We start from the raw sequence: 21,299 nt of genomic DNA on the forward strand, positions 1-21,299 counted from the left end.
CTGGAGAAATCTGGTCGGTATTTTTATGCGACGAACCGTTCACGTAATTGAACGGGACTGCACCCTAGTTTTGTCTTTATTCGTTGATGATTATAATAATCAATCCATTCCTCAATTGCTTGTTCTAGTTCTTCGAAACTAGAATAAATAATGCCATGGTAGGTTTCTTATTTTAGTAAACCAAAGAAATTCTCCATAGGAGAATTATCAAAACAATTTCCTTTTCGAGACATGCTTTGAAAGATCTGGTGACTAGTTAATTGCTTTTTGTACTGCTTCATTTGGTACCCCCAACCTTGGTCAGAATGAAAAGTGCGGCGATATGGACAATCTTGCGTTTTATCAATGGATTCTTTTTGTGCCTCAAGAATTACTTTGGCATTCGGCTTTTTAGAAATACGGTAAGACAAGATTTCACCATTAAATAAATCAAGAAAAGGATCTAAATAGATTTTTTTTATTTGAATATTCCCGTTTTGATCACGTTCATAATACTTAAATTCAGAGGTATCTGTTGTTAGTTTTTGATGGGGTACTGAAGTGTAGAAACGACGATGTAGACGGCTTTTTTCGCCATAGCCAACGGTTCCTTTGTAGGAATTATATTTTCTTTATTTACGAATAAATTTTGTACCTTTTAGGCCAAGTTTACGCATAAGACGACGAATTTTTTTCTGATTTACGTTCAATCCTTGTTCTTTTAAAGCTAATTGAATACGGCGATAGCCATAGTTTCCTTTGTTTTCATCAAAAATTTTCTTAATCAGGGCTTCTAATTTTTGATTGGAATTTTTTCGCTCAAATCGCTTTTACCAATACATATACGTCGCTTTAGGAAATTTGGTTGCTTCCAGTAAGATTGTTAATCGGAATTTTTTTCGGAGTTCGTGGATGATTCGGGCATCTCGTTCTTGAGTCGTTCCGGGATATTCATTCCTAAAGAGCAGAGCTTTTTATGAAGGCTAGTTCCGCCCGCAAATAGTTCATTCTCATGTTCTAATTCTTGTTCACGTGTTCGTGTTTTTTTCACCTGAACGGGTTTCTTTTTCTTTTACATAGAAGGTCTTCCTTTCTGTTTTGGTGAAAGCCCTTCTATGCCTGTTTCTAGAAATTTATGGTGCCAAGCCAGGACTAAGGTATCATTTGGCAGACCATATTTCAATGCGACAGTCAGATAAGAGTCACCACTCGTTAAATAATAGTGTATGACATCCCGCTTGAATTTGGAAGAGTAATGTTGGTAATTTACCCTTCGATGAAGTACATTAAATTCAAATTTTTAGACTGTTTTAACCCATTTACGAACAGTCGAAAGCGAATCAATATCAAATTGATTCGCTAGTGTTTGATAACTTCCAGCTCCATTTTGGTAAGCTTTTTCTAAGTAAGATAGAATATAGGTGAATAAAATGGGGTATGATTTCTTCAAGAATCCAATATATTCAAAAAAAGTCAGATACAATAAATATGAAACCTATATATAGATTGTAGATATGGAGAAATAGCAAGGAAACAGTATAATAAAAATATTTATTTGTGTCCAACATGTGGACAGTCTTATACAATACAAAATAATAAATATTACCGAACTACGCATTATGTAGGATTAAAATAAAAACTTTATTGCATCCTACTATGAAATAAGTAACATGATGCTAAATAATTTTTTATTCCCATAATTTTTTTTATTCGTATAAAGGACTTATCCGGATGTTGGCTAAAATCCATAAGTTAAAGATAGGTATTTGTCCAACACATTAAGAAAAACTTTACATATTTTATTCATAGGTTTAAAATAAAAGCTACCTCAATAAATGAAAATTTTTATAGTTATACCTTTTTAGGAAAAATACTTTCTCATTGAATCGACATACAAAAAATGTAACTTTTTGTATGTCGATTTTTTATGTATCTTTTTTTATGTATCTTTAATATACACTTTAAGTGCAACAGCTAATAACAAAAAGACACATAGCTAAATTCCGGGTAGAATAGGTTTGTCTAGAATACTATTTGAAAGGAAGATAGCTATGTGTTACTATAACCATTTTACAATACTTGAACGAGAAAATATATTTTTATTATTCAATAAAGGCTATTCTATTCGTGCTATTGCTTCTAACATAAAACGTAGCCCATCTACAGTTTCAAGAGAATTAAAACGTAATACAAAAAATAATACGTATTCTTTCACAGTAGCTCAAACCTTGTATTCCTATAGAAAACAGAATGGTGGTTAGAAACTACTAATAGCTAACGTATCTCTTTGGAAACTTGTTCGAAGACTATTCGTTGAAGAACAATTGTCTCCTGAAGAAATTACTTATCGTTTGAAACATGAGAAATTTAATATCTCAATAAGTTATACAACTATCTATCGTGCTATTTATCATGGTTTATTCGAAACTGAACCTTTAAATCATGGAAATCGTGGATTCATTCGTTCTCTTAGACATCATGGGAAAACTAGACATAACAAAAAACATGTTGAAAAAAAGGGGAATATAAATATCAAATACGATTCATGAACGTCCTTCATCCGATAATAATCGTTCAGAAATAGGACATTGGGAAGCAGATACAGTAGATGGTAAAACTGGAGGTGTTTGTTTAGTTACTTTGACTGATCGTAAGTTAAGGTATTTATTGGGAGGAAAATTAATAAAAAGTTATCCCTATTAGTTCGTGATAAAATAATCCAATTATTCTCTCTTATTTCTTCAAAAAAGTGAAAACAATAACTCCTGACAGAGGAAAAGAATTTTCAAAACATTCAGAAGTAACTAAGGCATTTAATAATATTCAATTTTATTTTTCTGACCCATATTCTCCTTGGCAACAAGGAACAAATGAAAATACAAATGGATTGCTTAGAGAATATTTTCCTAAAAACAAAGAAATGGGTACTATTCCTGATAGCTATATTGAACAAATTATTCTTAAGCTAAACTTACGACCAAGAAAATGTCTAAACTGGAAAACACCCTATGAAGTATTTTTTGATAAAATTTTGCACTTAATTTGACAATTCAAGATTTATTAGGCGAAAAAGGGGTTTCTGAGCGAGACGAAGGAATTGGGTATCTATTTTTAGAAATGAAGAAAGAAAATAGAGAAGGATATTTGACTATAGGCATTGGTATGCACGCTAATCGTGGTGGCTCACTTAAAAAGTGGTTTTTTGCTATTGAAAATAATCAGCGAGTAGGCAAAGATTTTGAGCTTTACGAAGAACTTCACCGAGAGGAATTAACTCCCTTAACAAAGGCAAAATTAAAAAAACGTTTAGCTGGAAAAGGACGTATCTTTAATTTGCAAAAGGAATATAAACAATTTGTCAATCAGCGGATTTTTGGGTTTGATAGTTTGGAACAATTAGATGAGTTGATTGTCTTACTTTTGCAGTTGCGTTCGCCGAAATTATCGAAGGATTTTCGCCCCTCTGTGATTTATGACATCTTGAGGAATTCTTTGCCAAAAATGAAAGAAGATGAATTATTAACCTTATCAACAACGATTGAGCGCTTGAATCTTTATCGGGAACGGATGGAGGATTTAGGTCGTGAAATGAAAGAATTGAATGCTTTTGCTAAAAATTATCATAGCTTGCATGATGAGTTGATTGCTCAAATTACTGGCAAATGGCATCAGATTTTCAATGAACTGAATCAATTAGAAAAATCAGTTACACAGCTTAGCCAACAATTGGTAGTACATCAAGAGACACTATTGGAAAATAGGCAGGATTTCGAAAAAAATGAATAGCAAATAGAAGTATTGACGACCACTATTTCACAATTAAACCAACATGAAGGGATGGACTTAGTAAATCAGGGCTTAGTGCTTAACCGGCAATTGACACAAACCACAAAGGATTTAGCAGATATGAAAGAGCAGTTACGGGAAAAAGAACATAGTTTGAAGGCGGAACAAGCGGAATTAGAAAATCAAAAATCCTTACAAGATACTTTGGCCGATGAAGTAGAAGAGCTGATTCAAGATAATCAACAGTATCTTTCCTATTTGAATTTTGAAGAATTAGATGCGGTCTATTCAGAAAAACTACGAAAAAAGATGACAGATTCTGAATGGAAGTACTGGTTGGCTAACGATCCGTTCTATTTGTCAAAAAATCAGTATCAGCTGTTACTTTATCGTATGGACTGTTTGTTAGAAGTGGAAGAGCGTGAAGAAGAAGTGCTAGCGCCTTTGAGAGATTGTTATCAAGAGAATTTGACACAGTAAAAATTAACCTTACTTTCGTTAGAATCTCGTTTAGAAGAAAACAAAAGTAAAAGAGCAGAACTTCAGTTAGATATTGAAGATTGGAAAGCACAAAAAACACCAAAACCACATCACAACGAAGGAAGAAAAAATAATCGGAAAAATTGGACAGATACTGCTGAATATGTATTATTTTATGAAGGCGCCGATTTTCAAACGACTGTGACAGAAGAAGAACGGAATCGAACTGAAGGTGCGTTATTTGACTCTGGTATTTTGGACAGTGTAATCAGTGAGGAATCGCTACAGCTAGCGGACGATTTGATGATTAAAGCCAGTCCACAGTTAATGACCTCGACTTTAGCCAGCGTGTTAACTGTTAATCAAAATTTATCTCTTCAGTTACAAAGTCAAGTTGCCAATATATTAGATAGTATTTTTTATCATGAAACAGATCCAACGATAGATATACCCATAATTAATCAAGATGGTAGCTTTCAAATAAGCAATCTTAATGGGGAGATGCCTGTTGCTTATCAAGCTTCATTCATTGGTGCAACCAGTCAAGAGCGATATCGTCAAGAGCAAATTGAGAACTTAACAATAGAGATACAGCGCTTAGAAGAAGTTAGTCAGGGTTTGCTTAATCAAATTAAACATCAGAATGAAAGGATTGAATGGATTGAAGCGGTCTATCAAGAGCGACCTAAAGGAATTGAAGTGTATCAAACCTATAGAGAAACAAAAGACTTAGCCTTCGCATTAGCGTTCAAGGAAAATGAATTAACAACCAAAAATGCTGAATTAGCAGCTATAGCACAGCAATGGGTCGCACAAATGAATGAACTACTTCAAGAGCAGAAAAACTCTTCAGGGTTATCTTTAAGTATCAATTGGAAAGGGATATCTGCTACTTCTGAGCAAGATCTTAGCACGAATCAACTTGTGCATCTCTTAGAAAAGCCAGCAGAACTGTTGTCAGAAAAGGATAAAGAAGCCGTTTCTATACATTTTCAAGAAAAAGTTTGGTTAGCGCAAGAGCAATTGCAAAATCAAATCGATGATCGTAGTACATTATTTCAAGCGATTGAAAGTGTGCTAGATTATCGAGACTGGTTTGAATTTGAACTGAAATATAAGCGGTCAAACGAAGGGTATCAGCCACAGCCATTAACCGATCGACGTTTCAATCAATTTTCTGGTGGAGAAAAAGCAATTGCGATGTATTTGCCACTGTTTGTTGCAACCTATTCTCGTTATGAAGAAGCTGGAAGTCAATGCCCACGAGTGATTACGTTGGACGAAGCCTTTGCTGGTATTGATGGCCAGAACATTGCAGAACTATTTAAAGCCTGTGAACAGCTTGATTTTAACTATGTGATGAATTCGCAAGCGCTTTTTGGAGATTACCCTACTGTGTCAAAATTAGCTGTTTATGAATTATTGCGACCACAGAACGTTAATTTTGTGACAACCATTCGCTATTATTGGAATGGACAGAAGAAACATTTGTTAACAGGAGGTGAGTATCGTGTCTGATCCTAAAACATACTTTAAACAACCTGTTTTTCATTTGTTAGGCAAAGAGTTGTGGCGCCGATATTGGCTAAAAGGAACATTTGGAAGTAGTCTTGGGTTAGGGATTTTTCGAAAAATAGACAGTGAACCGTTGCGCTCTTTTTTGGGAATATCAATCTTAGATTGGAATCAAAAAAACGGATTCATATAAAGGATTTAGAACAAGCTTTTACAGATAGTATCATGGCTTGGACATTATTGGATTTTATTGTTTTTACGATGCAGAAGCCCTTGGCCTTAAAAACAGAATTTGAAAAGTCAGAAGCCCTGGCTTTTCAACAATTTAAAAAGTCGATTGAAAACATTAATCCTTGTTTCACAAAGTGCTTAACATCACGGCAATTGAAAGAATGGTGGAAGAAAGAATTACCGACTTTACTTATTTTTAGTCAAGTATCAAAAGCGTTGGCAAGTTTGCCTAAATGTGAGTTTATTCGCATGCCAGTATTTTCTTATAACGTAACAGGCAATCCACATACGTTTGATGAAAATCAAGAGGCTGGAGTACTTTTGCTTCAAATGCTGACAGCACTATCGACACGATTACCAGAGGAATTTCTTGAGATAGAAAAGGCGGAACAACGCCATGGTTTGTTAAATGAATTTTACTTATTAAAAGATGACAGCATGAATTATGCTGCAATTAGGGGATTGACTGCAAGCAATGCCCAAAAGAAAGAAAATCAAATGTGGCGTCAAGCTTGTCTCGAAGATATTAGTTGGAATGTACCACTGAAAGAGATTTTAAGGATGGAAACGATTCAACCTTATTCTAGAAAAAAGGTTTTGGTCGTAGAAAATTCCGGTATCTATTCAATATTGGTGGCATTACTCCCAAAAGCGCCTATTCTTTGTTCCAGTGGACACTTTACCTTTGCAGTTTGGCAGTTATTGCGTAAATTAGCAAGCAGTGGAGCAGTTATCTACTATAGCGGAGATATTGATCCGGAAGGTTTAGTAATGGCACAAAAATTAAAAAATATCTTTGCTTCGCAGCTTAACCTGTTAGGTATGGACCAACAAAACTTTCAATTTGCAAAATCTAGTATCCCTTTAAGTGCCAGTCGTTTGAAAAAATTAGCTAATATAAAGGAGCCATGATTGGTGAATTTGGGCCAGTTGATTTATCAAAATCAAAAAGTTGCGTATCAAGAAGGTTTTTTTAAAGAATTGATTACAGAGGTTCGCTATAAGTTTATTAGCGAAATATAGCAGAGCTATTAAAGTCTGATTTTTACTAATTAGGACATTGGTCTCAGCTTATTATGTTAGAATATCGTATTATTTATCGATAATCTTTTTTGAGTAAGCGCTAATTTTGGTCATTTTATTTACAGAAAAATTTTAATATTTATTGAAGCTTAGAATAGAGTTAAGTGAGACAATAAAAAGAAATTGCTGTAGAAGTTGGGAAAATAAATGAATCAAAAATTTTTAGCATGTATTGCAAAAAATGCCTATTAAATGTTTTACTCAAGCAATTTTATTTACCCGCACTGAAACTGATACTGCTGGCTACCCAAAATTAAGCGGAAAGGATTAGTTTAGGATACGTTGTTTTAATGAGGTCAGGACAAACACCCATAAGGGCTAACCACCCTCACCAACCATAATGAAAACAATCGACCTAAAAACCATTTTGACTCTATAATTTCAGACAGGCACCCTCTATTTTATCATGTTTAAAAAGTACAAAAATATCTAAAACCTTGTCGTTTAACAAGAAAAACTCTGTAACATATTTGTAATAAAAAAATTCGCATTTCTATTGATAATCTGCCTTATACTTGAATAATGGCCAATAAATGCTAAACATTGACAACTGAAAAGAGAACAAAGTGATTTATGGGGAGTTAGATCCCTTGAATCGGACAACGTTTGTGACGGTCTATCTTGATAAAAATAATTTAGGACGTTCTGAAGGGCGAGAACGTCAAGTATGTAAACCAGGCTGGCACTAAAAAGGTCGATGGGGAACAGATTATTAATCGCGGCATTTACTTTCCTATACTTCAAGCTTTAACTTTGATATTGACGGAAACTTTCAGATAGATGAAAATGGAAGTCAAGATAATCCCAAAAACCTGGCGACACAAACTACTTTTTCCAATCAAAAAGTGAAGATGTACTATGAAAAACTGATAAGAGATGCACAAAAAATTAAAGGAAATAGAATTCTTTATCAGATTGTGACAGTTTTTCATGGAAATGAATTAATGCCTCAAGGTTATTGGCTACAAGCGGTTGATAGTGCGGGTACGCTGAACTTCAACGTTTATGAATACAACATGCAGCCATACGTCGTGTTTAGCTACGAAGATGGCATAAGTAAAATTGATATAATAATGAAAGTGAGTTGGGGATCATGACTAAAGAAGAAAAAATAATATTGATTGTACGAAACAGTGACTTCACTTATGAAGAACTAGAAAAACTATTAATGACTAGTATTGATAGCCTATATGTGGCACATGTTTTTGAAAATAATGGGGAATAGTTTATCGTTTGTACTAACTTTGTATTGATAACTTAGAATTTATTTAGTACAATGTTATTACAAAAAACGAATGGAGGTAATTACATGTCTCAATCAACAATTACATTTAGAATTCCTGATGATGAAAAGGAACTGGTATTAGAATATGCAAAAGCTCATAATTTTTCATTAACCGAACTTTATCGGAATGCTGTACTAGATAAAATTGAAGATGAAATTGACTTAAAAACTTTGCGAAACGCAATGAAAATTTCCAAAGAGAAAAAAGAAGTTGGGATTTCTCAAGAGGAAATGGAGAATTTGTTAAATGAAATATAAAGTTATGTATATGCCACAAGCACAGAAACAATTAAAAAAAATGGATAGAAACCAAGCCAAAATTATAGTTGCATGGATTAGAAAAAATTTAGAAGGTATTGCTGACCCTCGTCAGCATGGAAAAGGGTTGATAGGAAACAGAAGTGGAGAATGGCGTTATAGAATTGGAAATTATAGGATATTGGCTAACATTTGTGATTCTGAAATTGTAATACAAATATTTTCAATTGGTCATAGAAGTACCATTTATAAAAAGTAGTTTAGCGTCTCAAAAACGTTCATTTTTGAGACGCTAAACTTCAACACAAATAAAAACATAAGAATCCCTGATTTAAGTTTTTTTTATGTGCGCCAGGCATGGGCACTATCTAGACGGTGAAAGTCCGTTGCGGGGGTACACATCAACTAACCGCTAGAGAAACGTAAGTTGTCACCCGTGAGGGTGTGGCTGAAGGAAGCGTGTATCAAAATCTTGGCTCGACGAACAGAAATCTGATAATAAGGCTATATAGGTGGAAAAGGCTCCATAACAAGCTAAAATTCTAAAGATGTGCGTAATCCTATCTGGTAAATAAGGAGAGTAAAAGAGGAAAGATAGTGGTCTTATCCTGGTAGATCTCACGGACGACTGAGGATAACCCTAATAAGAAAGTCGGTCGAAAATGGTTTGTCGTGAGAAGTCAGCCGAGGCCATAGTAGTTACAAATAGTTGCGAAGGGCTGAACAATTTATAGTGTTTCTACACCATGAATGCATGAAGACAAACCACAGAATGTGTTAATGACGGAAATTTGAGCGTATCCCAAAGGATAATCAAAAATGTGGAAATCTTCATTAAGTAAACGGAAGGAAGAAACGAGTATGGAACTGTTAGAAACGATTTTAGGAAATGTGAATATGAACCAAGCTTACAAACGTGTTTACTAGAACAAGGGGGCAAGTGGAATTGATGGCGTCACAGTAGTCGAACTCAAAGCGTATCTCAAAGAAAATAAAGAGAGACTGCGAGAACAGATTCGATCAAGAAGCTATCAGCCACAGCCAACACTTAGGATAGAAATTCCAAAAGGGAATGTAAAAACTCATGAACTTGGAATACCAACGGTAGTGGACCGAGTGGTCCAACAAGCAATAAGTCAAATACTGATGCCTCTATTCGAAAAAGAATTTAGTCAATTTAGCTACGGATTTAGACCAGGAAGAAATTGTGAAATGACAGTAATCCAAGCACTCGACTATTTAAATGATGGTTACAATTGGATGGTATATATTGATTTGGAGCGATTTTTCTACACGGTCCATCACGATAAACTGATGTGCCTTATCTCGAATACAATAAAAGATGGAGACGTCATTTCATTAATCAGAAAATATCTAGTTAGTGGCGTTATGATAAATGGTAAATACCAAAAGATAACAGTTGGGACGCCGCAAGGAGCGTTATGTGTAGCTTAGCATAATGCACATAATGCACAGCAAAGAAAAATGTTAAGCTAAAGCGTAGACGCCGTATGGATAGGAGCCTTACGGCATAAAGACTATGCATAATAAATTGATTAGTGTTAGAGACTATTTAAAAATTCAAGCAAATTTTCGTCGTTGTTCCATTCAGGGAGTTCTTCTGGGGTGACCTCCGGGAAAGCTTTTTCAAGTATGTGACGTTTTGCCTCCATATCTAGTCGGGCATAAATATCTGTTGTAGAGATATCTACGTGCCCCAAGATATCTCGAATGTATATAAGACTTATCCCAGCTTGATATAGATGCATAGCTTTTGAATGTCGCATTATATGAGGAGTCAGTTTAATGGTTAAATTTGGAAACTTTTCTTTTAGTGACGATGCATGTTTTTGTAGTATATAAGTTATGCCGCCACGAGTTAATTTATTGCGTTGCTGATTGAAAAATAGTAGGTGATCTTGTTTTCCGTTTTGCAGAAGACCTTGTTCAGACATATATTGCTGTAAAAGTTTGACTGTGTTTCCAATGATGGGTACGTTTCTTATTTTTCTACCTTTCCCAGTCAATGTGATCATTGCAGGAGATTCTAAACGGACGTCTCGGACATGTAGATCACATAATTCTTGTACCCGTGCACCAGTATCGTAAGGAACACTTAGTAAAGTTATATCTCTGCGACCAGAATTTTTTTCTGAATCGGTGATCATCAATAGTTCTTTCGTCTGTTCCACCGATAAGTTGTTAAACGCAACTGAAAAAGGGGCCACCGAATGATTCAAAAAGGGGGTAAAAATTATTTTAGCCACTTCTTTGTATCTTCTACACGAAAAGATGGACCACTGAGATCCAATACATGAGCCCGATGGGTCAAACGGTCCACCATTGCTGTTGTAAGCATTGGATCTTTGAAGGTCTCTTCCCAACGATCAAAGGACAGATTCGTCGTAATAATAATCGAACCGACTGTCGTTCGATTTGAGAGAAGATTAAAAAGTATTTCATTTTCTATTTGTTCAAATGAAACATAACCTAATTAGTCCAGAATCACCAAATCGTATTTGCTAAATCGGCGCTTATAAAAGTTCAACTGGTTCGCGCTCATGGATTCTTTAAGTTCGATGACTAAATTAGGAATATTCGTAAATAAGACACTTTTTCCAGCCAGACAAGCTTCCATTCCCAGAACAGTCGCTAAATGTGTTTTTCCAACGCCAGGATTGCCCATTAAAATGAGGTTCTCTTTTTGATTAATTAATCGTAACGTTCTCAGCTCTTTGATTTGTTTCTTCATTTTCACTTCCAAATGGCTGTCTATTATTTGTTTGATAAGTCGGTGGATCCGTTAGCTACTCCTTTTTTATCGGATTGGCAGGATCTTGTTTCAATACTCTTTGTGCGGCTTGATATTGCCACCAATAATTGCGATTAAGGCCCGATTCTTTAGCAACAGAACGCTGATAACGGCCACTTTATAACAGACGAATGACTGTTAATTTATCCATAAAAGTTATCACTCTAAGACCTCCAATAAGTAAATTGATTCTTTAATTATTGTGAGTTAGTAGTGGTCCCTTTTCTAGGAAACACGCTTTCTCCATATTTTTCAACTTCTTGAACCTATCGATACCAGCTATTAACGTTAAATTCTAGCTGTAGACTGTTTTTTTAACAGAAAATCCTTCTTCAGTCACTAGTTTTACAGCAATAATTAGTGTAGTGTCGTATGCAGCTATACACAGATTTCTTTAACTAATCAAAGTTCTGATAACGTTTTTGATAAAATTTATCTTCTTTAAACGAAACGTAACCTAAAAAATGTTCTATTGGTTGATTATCCAGTTAAGCGCCTCACTCGATACATTCTTTTGATGAACACGAAATGTATAAAGCAATTGCTGAAAATATGGATTTCATGTAAAAATAATTATTTGGTCAATTAGATAAAATTTAAAAAGAAATGTAAATGGCGGTATTAATGTAGGAAAATTACATTTGAAAATCGGGATTGATATATACTAGTTTTTAAATTATCTGGAACTAATACTTCAGTTAATCACCCAAAAAAATCATGTGAATAAATATGTGTTGTAATACAATATTCCTGCTTCATAATCAGTATATTGGCTACACTTACGTGTATCCACTAAAAGAGCCATTTTAACTTTGCTGTTTAATTGAAATGAAAACACAAAGTGTTTTCATTCAGATAATGGTTATTTTGATAGAAGAATATATTTTTTTAAAAAAGTCATATAATTCTTGTTGGTAACATAGTATTAAAAATACAATATTAAAAATACATTCGTTTTCATAGATTTTCATTAATATATTTTATTGAAATTACTGTGAATTGCCGCTATAATTAATTTGTTCGAACGAAAATACAAAAAAATGTATATTTAAGAAAGGGTGTAAGAAATGAGGATAGTTATTGGTGGGCAATTAGGAAAACAAGAACTAGCGTCTATGATTAATGAACTAGGTGAAGGTAAAATAACACTAGAGATTAAATCAGATTTAGAGGCAGCAGTAGCATTAAAAGAGGGGAAAGCAGATTATTATGTAGGTGCATGTGAAACTGGATCTGGTGGTGCTTTAGCAATGGCAACAGCTTTAGTTGGAGCAACTTATACTATTACGTTAGCATCTCCAAGTAAAGTATTATCTCCTGACGAAATTATTAAAGCAGTAGATGACGGTAAGAGAGCATTTGGATTTACGTTAAACCAGGCAGAAAATGTCTTGAAGGTGTTAATTCCTAAATTAGTTTTATTGTAGTTGAATCTTTTCTTTTTGAATATACAAAAAAATATATATTTAACTAAGGAGACGTAAATGGATTATATTAAGTTTTTAGATTATATTGTTATGGCTTGCATTGGAGGCTTAGGTTCCATATTAGCCAATAAAGGGATTGCTGTCTTTAATGATGGTCTAAGACCAGTTATGCCAGAATATTTTGAAGGAAAGATTGGCAGAAAGGAATTAGCTGCAACAAGTTTTGCACTTAGCTTTGGCTTGGTAATAGGTTTTGGAATTCCTATTTCTATTGGCACTACAATTATAGTTGCTCACAGTATTTTATTAGCATGTGACATTATTGGTATATGGGCGCCAGATAATAAGATAGGAATGATACTTGCTGGTGTAGTGGGAGCCCTATATAGTATAGGGATTATGATTGGGCTACAATTTATTGTTGATTTGTTTGCTCTGCTACCAATTAATTTTTTAGCGGCCTTAGGATATATATCTGGCCCAGTGTTTGTTGCTTTTGCTGTTTTCCCTTGTATTGCTGTCGCTTATCAACATGGATTCAAAAAAGGAATATATGCATTTGGAATAACTTTGCTTTCTTATTTATTAATTGCTAAATTTGGTAAAATACAAATTAACAATAATACCGCAATTAACTTATCACCTGAAGGAATGTCCTTACTTGTTTCTATGATAATAATGATTGTTTTTGCAATGAAACAAAAAGGAACGAATACAGGCTCAAATGCGGCTTTGTTAAGTATTTTTTCTGAAAGGGTAATGCGGATTAAGAAAAATTGGATATGGTTAGCTTTAATGGGTGGATTAATATGTTCAGCATCCAGTCTGTTAATCCTAGCTGTAGATATTCTTCCGCAACAGCTATTAGTTCAAAATAAAATAAATGAAGCAGCTATTGCTACGATTGCAAGAGCTATTGGTTTTATTCCATTAGTTTTTTCAACAGCTATTGTAACTGGAGTATATGGAATGGCTGGAACAACAATGATTTTTGGTATAGGTTTAGTGATGCAAGGCCATCCTTTTTTAGCATTTTTAGCAGGGTTTATCTGGATGTTTTTAGAAGTTATGCTGGTATCTTCTGTTACAAAAAGTCTTGATAAGTTTCCTGGAATTAGAGATATGGGAGAACACATCAGAAATTCTATGACTAAAGTAATTGAAATGGCGCTATTAATTGGAAGCGCTATAGCTGCAAATCAAATAAATGATAAGATTGGTTTTCTTTGGGTAATAGGTTTCTTCTTATTAAATAAATCTTCCAAAAAACCTATAGTAGAACTAGCAGTTGGACCAATATCTGTAATTTGCTTAGGTATTTTAGTGAACGTATTAAAATTAATCCATTTAATTTGATGAAAGGAATGAAATTAAATGTTAAATGACGGAATAACATATGTTCATGAACATGTAACTATTGATCTTTCTGAAGTAAAGAATAACGAAGATTGTCTATTAGATACTTATTCAGAGACAGTAAAAGAATTTAAAAAGTTATATCAAAAGGGTGTTAGAAATATAGTTGATGTAACTAACTCAGGAATGGGAAGGAATATTGGCTATGTAAAAAGAGTGAGTCAAGAGACAGGAATTAATATTTTGGTTGCTACTGGTTATTATCAAGAATTGTTCTTACCTAATTGGGTATATATGGACTCAGTAGAACAACTAGCTGAAAGAATGATTAGTGAAATAATTGTAGGGATTAAAGAAACAGGAGTTAAGGCGAGTGTTATTGGTGAAATAGCTACTAGTGAAGGGCAATGGACGCAAGCAGAAAAGAAAGTGTTTGATGCTGCAATTATTGCGCATAAAGAAACCAATTGTCCAATTAGCACACATACTTCAATTGGAACTTTAGGCACCGAACAGGTTAATTATTTTGGGAATCAAGGAATTGATTTAGAAAAAGTAATAATAGGCCATGTTGATTTATTTGATACTGTAGAATACGTCCTTGATATGCTTTATAAAGGGATATTTGTTGAGTTTGACACTATTGGAAAAAAAGGTTATCAACCAGATGAAAAAAGAATTGAAATGTTAAAAGAAATTGAAAAGCGTCAATTAATTGATCATGTTTGTTTATCTATGGATATTACAAGGAAATCTCATTTAGAGAAATTTGGCGGCTTGGGTTATAGTTACTTATTAGATGAATTTGTTCCAATGATGCGAAAAGGTGGGATTTCTGAAAAAAGTATTCAATTAATGCTTAAAAAAAATCCTAAAGAATTTTATAAAGAATTTCGTTAGTTTTATAATAAATGATCGCATATAAATGGAGGAGCCTATGAATAAATTTATTTTAAATACAATCAATTTAGAAGAGGCAATGAAAAAACAATTTCAGTTAGTTGATTGTGTTACACAAAATTTTAAAGGTTCAGAAATTCTTACAAGAGGAGATTTAGGTGTGGTTCAAGGGCTAAATCAGCCTATAACGACACATAAGGTAGAAAAAGTGTTAAAAGATTTCTTCTCAGCTCAAGCAACTATGCTTGTTCGAGGATCAGGTACAATGGCAATTCGTTTATCGCTACATGCTGCAAGTAAAAAGTATGGAAAGACGGTTTTGTTACATGATGCCCCTGTCTATCCAACAACCCAAACGTCAATAGATATGTTAGGGTTAAACGAAGTAATTGCTGACTTTAATCAGCTTGATTCTATTGAGCAGGTGATTAATGAGCAAGACGTTCAATTAGCGATAGTTCAATTCACACGACAAAAACCATCGGATTCTTATGATCCGGAAGCTGTGATAAAAAAGATTAAAGCAGTGAAAAAAGAGATTATAGTGATTACAGACGATAATTATTCTGTACTAAAGGTTCCTAATATTGGAACGGAATGCGGTGCTGATTTATCTTGTTTTTCAACCTTTAAATTACTAGGACCAGAAGGTGTAGGCTGTATTATTGGTGATGCTGATTTACTCAGTGATTTGCGTGAGGAAAACTATTCAGGTGGATTACAAGTTCAAGGCTTTGAGGCAATTTCTGTGCTGCAAGGACTTATTTATGCTCCTGTTGCATTAGCTGTTTCATCACAAGTTTCTTCAGAAGTTGAGTTACGATTAAATGCCGGAGAAGTAAAAGGGGTAAAACAAGCATTTATTGCAAATGCCCAATCAAAAGTCATCATTGTGGAATTTGAGCAGCCTATTGCTGCACAAGTCTTAGAAAAAGCAGAAGAATTGGGTGCTTCACCCAATCCAGTAGGGGCTGAGTCAAAATATGAATTTGTCCCGATGTTTTATCGGTTATCAGCAACATTTAGAGCTGCCAGTCCAGAAAATGTAAAAACAATGATTCGTATCAATCCGATGAGAGCAGGTGCAGAAACAATTATTCGAATCATAAAAGAAGCAATCGAGAGGGGTTAAGCTAATGCAAGAGGAATTTCTAAATAAAACGGGGAAAGCCATTCAACAGTTAGCGTGTGATTTAATTTTACTGTCAGAGGGAAGTAGATTACCTGTAATTTCAGATTTACAAGAAAAATATGGACTGTCTAGAGGAACTGTACAGAACGCCTTTAGTTATCTTAAAGACGAAAATATTATTCATACCCTAAGTCAAGGACGCTATGGAACGATTCTAACAACTATTGATTATCGAAGGTTACAAAAAATTGTTCTTGAGGGAACGATTCGAGGGACGATGCCTTTACCGTATTCAAAGTTGTATGAAGGATTCGCTACTGGTTTGTATGAAGTGTTTCAACGGGCAGAAATTCCTTTAAGCATGGCTTATGTAAGAGGATCAAAAGAACGAATGGAGCTGACTAGTGAAAAAACAATGCACTTTTCAATTGTTTCAAAGCTGGCAGCAATGCAGGCGATAGAAGCTGGAGAGAGCTTAGAAATTTACAAAGACTTTGGTCCACAAAGTTATCTGTCTAACCATGTAATCATCTTCTCAAATTCAAAAAGTGCACAAATTGAAGAGGGGATGAGAGTAGGTATTGACCATAGTTCCTATGATCAACAGATATTAACAGAAAATGCAACGATTGGAAAAAAGGTTACATTCGTTGAAGTACCAAGCCATCAGCTAATCTATTCTCTGGAACAAGGAATGATTGATGTAGGCATTTGGAATTACGATGAAATAAAAGATAGAAAATTAGACCATTTAAATTACCAGTTTCTTGAAGGTAGTAAAGAAGATAGTTTATCAAGCACCGCAGTCTGCGTGTTGAGTAAAGATAATCTGTTGTTAAAAAAAATCTTGATGAGTGTGATAGATGTAGAAACGATTTTATCTATTCAAACAAATGTTTTAGAAGGTAAAATGATCCCTCATTATTAAAGGAAGTCCAAAATGATTGAAAAAAAATTAGATATTTTAAAAGAATCCAATGTAATTACAGAAGAGACGAAGCAATTTGTATTATCCGTAAGCAAGTATTTAATAGGAAAACAAGTCATTGATAACGTAGAACATCTGGATATGTTCTTGACACACTTAGCAATGGCAGATACTCGACAAAAAAAGAACGAATCGATTACAGGAATGGATGAGATGATTCTTTCACAAATTCAAAATGATGAAAAGTTAGAACAATCAAAAGAATTGTGGAAAGAGCTGTCACAGTACTCCTCAACAGAATTCAATGCGGATGAATTATGGTTTGTTTATATGCATATTATAAATATTTTGAATAAAGAGAACTAAGGGAGGAATTAATTTGTTTCTAACAATGATGAAACAAGAGAATCCTGCATTAATTGATGCAGGGATTCATTTACACCAATCTAGACAAATTCTTCCTGATACCTATGTTTTAGATTTAGATACCATTGTCTCTAATGGGGCTGTTATGCTAGAGCGTGCAAAAAAAGAAGGAATTGATCTGTTTTTTATGCTTAAGCAAATTGGCAGAAATCCATTGATTGCAAAAGAGCTGATGGCTATTGGCTATCACGGGGCAGTAGTAGTTGATTTTAAAGAAGCACTAATCATGATGGAGAATCATATTCCGTTATGTAACGTGGGCCATCTGGTTCAAATTCCAGATAGCCTTTTGGAAAAAATTATGCTTTACGGTACGGAATACATGACTGTCTATTCTATGGAGAAATTAGAAAAAATTCAAGCAATTGCAAAGAAACATGGAATAAAACAAAAGGTTTTATTAAAAGTAGTGGATGACGATGATCAGATTTATGAAGGTCAATTTGGCGGTTTCTTATTGAAGAATTTGGTAGAGGAAAGCAAAGCATTTCATCAGTTTGATGCAATCGAATTTAGCGGCATTACTTCATTTCCGTGCTTCTTATTTGATGATAGATATACAACATTGTCACAAACGAATAATGTGAAAACTATTGAAGTTGCAAAAAAAATTCTGTATGAGGAAGGCTTTCCTATTTCAGAGCTGAATGTTCCTTCTGCATCATGTAGTACAACGATTCCCTTTATTAAACAAATTGGCGGGACGCAGGCTGAACCTGGTCATGCATTAACTGGAACTACGCCTTTACATGCGTATAAAAAACAACCAGAAAAGCCAGCGTTACTTTATGTCAGTGAAATTTCTCATAATTTTAATGGTAAATCCTATTTTTATGGTGGAGGATATTATCGTAGAGGTCATTTAAATTCAGTAGTAATAGGAGATACAAGACGACAAGTAGAAGATCAAGTTGAACGTTTTTCTGATGAAAATATTGATTATTATCTTTCTACCTCCTCTGAACATTCTGTTGGAGAAACAGTTATTGCCACCTTTCGTACACAAATTTTTGTTACTAGAAGTGATGTCGCTGTTGTAAAAGGAATTAGTCAAGGAAAACCAGAAATTTTGGGGATATTTGATAGCCAAGGAAAAGAGGTTAATTATGAGTAGATTTATTATTAATGTTTTAGATGGTTTTGGTGTGGGTGCGATGCGTGATGTTCCCTTTGTTAGACCTGCAGATATAGGATCAAACACAGCGAAGCATATTATTGAGAACGTTTCTTCAATAGAAATACCCACTTTGGAAAAACTTGGTTTGATGAATCTTTTAGGATTTGAAACAGATACATTGAAATATTCAGAGCAAGCAAATTATGGCAAAGCCAATTTAACTCATCATGGGGCAGATTCATTTTTAGGCCATCAAGAAATCTCAGGAACAACACCTAAAGAGCCTTTGAATCAAGCCTTTAATGAAGTAATAGATGATGTAGCAGAGCATTTAAAGGAAAAAGGATACCAAGTACGTTATGTTGGGGAAAAAGATGAACCAAAGATTCTAGTCGTAAATGAAGTTGCCACTGTTGGAGATAATTTAGAGACGGATTTAGGCCAAGTATTCAATGTCTCTTCTGCGCTAGATGATATTTCTTTTGAAGAGGTTATTACATTAGGGAAAACCGTTCGTGAAGTAGTAAAAGTTTCTAGAGTAATTACCTTTGGAGGGCGTGGTATTCATTTGGGAAATTTACTTGCCGCTAGGAAAGTCATTGGGAAATTTGCTGGCGTAGATGCACCAGAATCGTGTGTTTACGATGATGATTATCATGTGATTCATTTAGGCTATGGGATTGATCCAAATGTTCAAATTCCTACTATTTTAGATAAGGCAGGGATTTCGGTAGAATTGTTTGGAAAAGCAGCCGATATTATTCAAACATCAAGCACACATCTATTTCCTGGGGTAGATACAGAAGAACTTTATGACCAGTTAATTTCTGAGGTTAAGAAAAATGAAAATGGCTTATTCTTTCTTAATATACAGGAAACGGATTTAGCTGGACATGCGGAGGATACATCTCGTTATGCAGACCGTTTGGAGGTCAGTGATAAAAAACTAGCGGAATTACTTCCTTATTTAAACGAGGGGGATATCTTGATTGTAATGGCAGACCACGGAAATGATCCAGAGATTGGTAGTAGCCAACACACTCGGGAATTTGTACCATTGCTGATTTATAGTAAAGGTATTGAAGGGAAAGTAATTGGAGAAAGAGAAACAATGGCGGATGTAGCTGCGACTGCAGCAGAATTTTTTGGTGTAAGTATGCCTCAGCATGGAAAATCCTTTTTATCGGAAATGTTTTAATAGTAATGTAAATTTAAATTAACGCAAATTTCAATTAATTATAAGAATAGAACTGATATAAAAATTTGAAAGGTTAGGATTATATAGTGGAAAAAATGAGTTTTACAGAAAAGTTTACTATAATAGCTGCTAAAATTGGGAATCAAGTATATCTTAGGACATTAAGAGATGCGTTCGCTGTTGCTATGCCGTTATTTATTTTAGCAGGCATTGCTATATTGGTTAATAATGTAATTTTTCCCTTTTTTTTAAAGGAAATATACTTAATAATGCGCAATATTGGGGTATAACTATTACCAATGGAACATTGAATATTTCAGGACTGCTAATTGCACCTTTAATTGGTTATAGATTATCAGGCAATCGTAATTTTAAAAATGCGATCGCTGTTGCTATTATATGCTTATCAGCGCTAATAATTATGATGCCTAATGTATTAAACATATCTCCTTTGCAGAATGGTTCTGCAGTTAATGTATCAGGTGTTTTAAGCTATAATAATTTAGGAACAACAGCAATGTTTGCAGGTATTTTTGTAGGATTTGCTGCAGGTGAATTGTTTATTAAATTATCAAAGATCAAAAAAATACAGATTAAAATGGATGAAGGGGTTCCGACAGCTGTTTCAGATTCATTTAATATATTAATCCCTGCATTAATTGTTTTATCGATTTTTGGTACAATATCATTAGTTTTATCTGTATTTTTTAATACAAATATTGTTGAATTAGTTTCAACTATTATTCAAGAACCGTTACGCAAAATTAATACTAGTTTATTAGGTACGTTATCTATATATAGTTTTGGTAACTTTCTATTTACACTAGGAAGTCATCAAACTGTTGTAAATGGGGCTCTATTAGATCCCTTTTTATTAGCAAATATGAATGATAATATGCTAGCATTTGCAAATAGTAATGACATTCCTCATATTATAACAAATACTTTTGTATGGACCTTTGGAATGATTGGTGGAACAGGCAACACTATTTCTTTATTAATTGCTGTGTTCTTATTTACAAAAAATAAAGCGATGAGAAATGTATCAAAATTATCAATAGCTCCAGGGATTTTTAATATCAACGAACCGATTATTTTTGGGTTGCCTATAGTATTCAATATTCCAATGATGATTCCATTTGTAACTGTTCCAGCGTTAGGAATTTTAATAGTTTATATAGCTACTTCAATTGGTTGGATGAATCGTGTGGTTGTTCTTATTCCTTGGACAAGCCCTCCATTTATCTCTGCTTATCTGGCAACTGGTGGAGATTGGAGAGCTGTAATTGTTCAATTATTTATTATTGTTTTGGGAGTGTTTATTTACCTACCGTTTTTGAAGATTAGTGAAAAAGTTATTAATTTAAATGGTTAAAAAATATAATA

General features: G+C 34.0%; 20 protein-coding genes and 7 pseudogenes. 20 read left to right on the top strand and 7 right to left on the bottom strand.

The window, feature by feature from the left end; genetic code table 11:
* Window positions 1–23: 23 nt before the first annotated feature.
* The 5 genes and pseudogenes from IGI80_RS06490 to IGI80_RS06510 form a co-directional block, all read right to left on the bottom strand.
* Window positions 24–155 (bottom strand): annotated as a pseudogene (locus tag IGI80_RS06490) (IS3 family transposase); the annotation flags it as partial.
* 12 nt (window positions 156–167) lie between these two features.
* Window positions 168–521: pseudogene (locus tag IGI80_RS06495) on the bottom strand (DDE-type integrase/transposase/recombinase); the annotation flags it as partial.
* A 90-nt stretch (window positions 522–611) separates the two neighbouring features.
* Window positions 612–773, bottom strand: a pseudogene (locus tag IGI80_RS06500) (IS3 family transposase); the annotation flags it as partial.
* An 89-nt stretch (window positions 774–862) separates the two neighbouring features.
* Window positions 863–1,030, bottom strand: coding sequence for a hypothetical protein (locus IGI80_RS06505; protein WP_438722983.1), 168 nt, complete (start codon window positions 1,028–1,030; stop codon window positions 863–865).
* A gap of 249 nt (window positions 1,031–1,279) precedes the next feature.
* Complete coding sequence (locus IGI80_RS06510; RefSeq protein WP_438722984.1) at window positions 1,280–1,429, bottom strand: hypothetical protein; 150 nt, start codon at window positions 1,427–1,429, stop codon at window positions 1,280–1,282.
* Window positions 1,430–2,030: 601 nt separating this feature from the next.
* Between IGI80_RS06510 and IGI80_RS06515 the strand changes: the two are divergent.
* From IGI80_RS06515 to IGI80_RS06565, 11 genes and pseudogenes are all read left to right on the top strand, one after another.
* Window positions 2,031–3,025: pseudogene (locus IGI80_RS06515) on the top strand (IS30 family transposase).
* Window positions 3,022–3,765 carry a hypothetical protein gene (locus IGI80_RS06520; RefSeq protein ID WP_438722986.1) on the top strand — a complete coding sequence of 248 codons (744 nt, stop codon included), beginning with the start codon at window positions 3,022–3,024 and terminating at the stop codon, window positions 3,763–3,765. Before IGI80_RS06515 ends, IGI80_RS06520 begins: the two are co-directional and overlap by 4 nt.
* A gap of 12 nt (window positions 3,766–3,777) precedes the next feature.
* On the top strand, window positions 3,778–4,245 hold the full coding sequence (locus tag IGI80_RS06525; protein ID WP_438722987.1) for a hypothetical protein: 468 nt from the start codon (window positions 3,778–3,780) through the stop codon (window positions 4,243–4,245).
* 201 nt (window positions 4,246–4,446) lie between these two features.
* A complete protein-coding gene (locus tag IGI80_RS06530; RefSeq protein WP_438722989.1) occupies window positions 4,447–5,763 on the top strand; it encodes an SbcC/MukB-like Walker B domain-containing protein in 1,317 nt (438 codons plus the stop codon).
* The gene (locus tag IGI80_RS06535) at window positions 5,756–5,953 is read left to right on the top strand and encodes a hypothetical protein (RefSeq protein WP_438722990.1); all 198 of its coding nucleotides are present in this window, start codon (window positions 5,756–5,758) and stop codon (window positions 5,951–5,953) included. The genes IGI80_RS06530 and IGI80_RS06535 overlap by 8 nt, the downstream gene beginning before the upstream one ends.
* Window positions 5,926–6,903 (top strand): DUF2399 domain-containing protein, encoded by a 978-nt coding sequence (locus tag IGI80_RS06540; protein WP_438722991.1) that lies wholly within the window; start codon window positions 5,926–5,928, stop codon window positions 6,901–6,903. Before IGI80_RS06535 ends, IGI80_RS06540 begins: the two co-directional genes overlap by 28 nt.
* Before the next feature lie 725 nt (window positions 6,904–7,628).
* Window positions 7,629–8,171 (top strand): annotated as a pseudogene (locus IGI80_RS06545) (DNA/RNA non-specific endonuclease); the annotation flags it as partial.
* On the top strand, window positions 8,168–8,299 hold the full coding sequence (locus IGI80_RS06550) for a hypothetical protein (protein ID WP_438722993.1): 132 nt from the start codon (window positions 8,168–8,170) through the stop codon (window positions 8,297–8,299). The pseudogene IGI80_RS06545 and the gene IGI80_RS06550, both read left to right, overlap by 4 nt.
* A gap of 84 nt (window positions 8,300–8,383) precedes the next feature.
* On the top strand, window positions 8,384–8,617 hold the full coding sequence (gene relB, locus IGI80_RS06555; protein WP_438722994.1) for a type II toxin-antitoxin system RelB family antitoxin: 234 nt from the start codon (window positions 8,384–8,386) through the stop codon (window positions 8,615–8,617).
* Window positions 8,607–8,876 carry a type II toxin-antitoxin system RelE family toxin gene (locus IGI80_RS06560; RefSeq protein WP_438722995.1) on the top strand — a complete coding sequence of 90 codons (270 nt, stop codon included), beginning with the start codon at window positions 8,607–8,609 and terminating at the stop codon, window positions 8,874–8,876. Before relB ends, IGI80_RS06560 begins: the two co-directional genes overlap by 11 nt.
* An 800-nt stretch (window positions 8,877–9,676) precedes the next feature.
* Complete coding sequence (locus tag IGI80_RS06565) at window positions 9,677–10,072, top strand: reverse transcriptase domain-containing protein (RefSeq protein ID WP_438723419.1); 396 nt, start codon at window positions 9,677–9,679, stop codon at window positions 10,070–10,072.
* Between the two features lie 107 nt (window positions 10,073–10,179).
* Here the strand turns inward: IGI80_RS06565 and IGI80_RS06570 are convergent, their stop codons facing one another.
* Entirely contained in the window at window positions 10,180–10,884 is a 705-nt protein-coding gene (locus tag IGI80_RS06570) for a tyrosine-type recombinase/integrase (RefSeq protein ID WP_438722997.1), read from the bottom strand.
* Window positions 10,872–11,369, bottom strand: a pseudogene (locus tag IGI80_RS06575) (ATP-binding protein). The gene IGI80_RS06570 and the pseudogene IGI80_RS06575 overlap by 13 nt, the downstream one beginning before the upstream one ends.
* 1,127 nt (window positions 11,370–12,496) lie before the next feature.
* Here IGI80_RS06575 and IGI80_RS06580 point away from each other — a divergent pair.
* The 9 genes and pseudogenes from IGI80_RS06580 (at window position 12,497) to IGI80_RS06620 (ending at window position 21,288) form a co-directional block, all read left to right on the top strand.
* Window positions 12,497–12,856: a DUF2620 domain-containing protein gene (locus IGI80_RS06580; protein WP_438722998.1), complete on the top strand. Its 360-nt coding sequence runs from the start codon at window positions 12,497–12,499 to the stop codon at window positions 12,854–12,856.
* Between the two features lie 57 nt (window positions 12,857–12,913).
* A complete protein-coding gene (locus tag IGI80_RS06585; RefSeq protein ID WP_438722999.1) occupies window positions 12,914–14,212 on the top strand; it encodes a YhfT family protein in 1,299 nt (432 codons plus the stop codon).
* A gap of 18 nt (window positions 14,213–14,230) precedes the next feature.
* A complete protein-coding gene (locus IGI80_RS06590; RefSeq protein ID WP_438723000.1) occupies window positions 14,231–15,112 on the top strand; it encodes a phosphotriesterase family protein in 882 nt (293 codons plus the stop codon).
* A gap of 37 nt (window positions 15,113–15,149) precedes the next feature.
* On the top strand, window positions 15,150–16,244 hold the full coding sequence (locus IGI80_RS06595; protein WP_438723001.1) for an aminotransferase class V-fold PLP-dependent enzyme: 1,095 nt from the start codon (window positions 15,150–15,152) through the stop codon (window positions 16,242–16,244).
* A 4-nt stretch (window positions 16,245–16,248) separates the two neighbouring features.
* A complete protein-coding gene (gene yhfZ / locus IGI80_RS06600; RefSeq protein ID WP_438723003.1) occupies window positions 16,249–17,172 on the top strand; it encodes a GntR family transcriptional regulator YhfZ in 924 nt (307 codons plus the stop codon).
* 12 nt (window positions 17,173–17,184) lie between these two features.
* The gene (locus tag IGI80_RS06605) at window positions 17,185–17,538 is read left to right on the top strand and encodes a PRD domain-containing protein (protein ID WP_438723004.1); all 354 of its coding nucleotides are present in this window, start codon (window positions 17,185–17,187) and stop codon (window positions 17,536–17,538) included.
* A 13-nt stretch (window positions 17,539–17,551) separates the two neighbouring features.
* On the top strand, window positions 17,552–18,712 hold the full coding sequence (locus IGI80_RS06610) for a YhfX family PLP-dependent enzyme (protein ID WP_438723005.1): 1,161 nt from the start codon (window positions 17,552–17,554) through the stop codon (window positions 18,710–18,712).
* Window positions 18,705–19,913, top strand: a complete 1,209-nt coding sequence (locus IGI80_RS06615) for a phosphopentomutase (protein WP_438723006.1) — start codon at window positions 18,705–18,707, stop codon at window positions 19,911–19,913. The genes IGI80_RS06610 and IGI80_RS06615 overlap by 8 nt, the downstream gene beginning before the upstream one ends.
* Before the next feature lie 95 nt (window positions 19,914–20,008).
* Window positions 20,009–21,288 (top strand): annotated as a pseudogene (locus IGI80_RS06620) (PTS sugar transporter subunit IIC).
* Window positions 21,289–21,299 lie beyond the last annotated feature (11 nt).

The organism is Enterococcus sp. DIV1420a (genome assembly GCF_051712165.1).
Classification (GTDB): Bacteria; Bacillota; Bacilli; order Lactobacillales; family Enterococcaceae; genus Enterococcus; species Enterococcus faecalis.